The organism is Streptomyces sp. NPDC000941, assembly GCF_053599555.1.
Genome location: NZ_JBSFMM010000545.1, coordinates 1 through 1,459 on the forward strand (window position 1 = coordinate 1; position 1,459 = coordinate 1,459).

The following is a 1,459-nucleotide window of genomic DNA, read 5'->3' on the forward strand; positions in this document are numbered from 1 at the left end:
TGGAGCGGCTGAAGACCGAGCGGGAAAAGGCCGTCCAGCACGCCGACGACCTCGGCTACCAAGTCGAGGTGCTGCGCGCCAAGCTGCACGAGGCGCGCCGCAATCTCGCGAGCCGCCCTGCCTACGACAGCGCCAACCTCGGCTACCAGGCCGAGCAGTTGCTGCGGAACGCGCAGGTGCAGGCGGAACAGGTGCGCGCCGAGGCCGAGCGCGAGGTGCGCGAGACCCGGGCCCAGACCCAGCGGCTGCTGCAGGAGCAGGCCGAGCGGCAGGCGCGGCTCGAAGCCGAGCTGCACGCCGAGGCCGTGGCGCGCCGTCAGCGGCTCGACCAGGAGCTCGCCGAGCGCCGCGCCACCGTCGAGTCGCACGTCAACGAGAACGTCGCCTGGGCCGAGCAACTGCGCGCCCGTACCGAGGCGCAGGCCCGCCGGCTCCTGGACGAGTCGCGCACCGAGGCCGAGCAGTCCCTGGCCGCCGCCCGTGCCGAGGCCCAGCGGCTGGCCGACCAGACCCGCGACCGGCTCGGCTCGGAGGCGGAGTCGGCCCGCTCCGAGGCCGAGGCGATCCTGCGCCGCGCCCGTACCGAGGCCGAGCGGCTGGTGAACACGGCCGGCGCCCAGGCGCAGGAGGCCAGCCACCACGCGGAGCAGCTGCGCACCTCCACCGCCTCCGAGTCCGACCAGGCGCGCCGGCAGGCCACCGAGCTGACCCGGTCTGCCGAGCTGCGCATGCAGGAGGCCGAGACATCGCTGCGCGAGGCGCGTCTCGAGGCCGACAAGGTGCTCACGGAGGCCAGGGAGGCGGCCGAGAAGCGGCTGTCGGCCGCCGAGACGGACAACGAGCAGCGCACCCGGACCGCCAAGGCGGAGATCGCCCGGCTGGTCGGCGAGGCCACCAAGGAGGCCGAGGCGCTGCGCGCCGAGGCCGAGCAGGTACGGGACGACTCCCGCGCCAAGGCCGAGCGGCTGATCGCCGAGGCCGAGGACACCGCGCGCGCCAAGACCGCCGAGGACTCGGCCGCCCAGCTGGCCAGGGCGGCCCGCAGCGCCGAGGAGGTGCTGACCAAGGCCTCGGAGAACGCGCAGGCCACCACCAAGGCGGCGGCCGACGAGGCGGAGCTGATCCGGGCCAAGGCGGAGGCCGAGGCGGACCGGCTGCGGGCCGAGGCGCACGACAGCGCCGAGCAGTTGAAGGGCGCGGCGAAGGACGACACCAAGGAGTACCGCGCCAAGACCGTCGAGCTGCAGGAGGAGGCCCGCCGGCTGCGCGGCGAGGCCGAGCAGCTGCGCGCGGAGGCGGTGGCCGAGGGCGAGCGGATCCGCGCCGAGGCCCGCCGGGAGGCGGTCCAGCAGATCGAGGAGGCGGCCGGCACCGCCGAGGACGTACTGGCCAAGGCGAAGACCGGCGCCGAGGAGACGCGCGCGTCCGCCACCGCCGAGAGCGAGCGGGTACGGACCGA

1 pseudogene is annotated in these 1,459 nt (G+C 75.6%); it reads left to right on the forward strand.

The features are described from left to right. Positions 1-1,459 (forward strand): annotated as a pseudogene (locus ACWDSL_RS53395) (hypothetical protein); the annotation flags it as partial.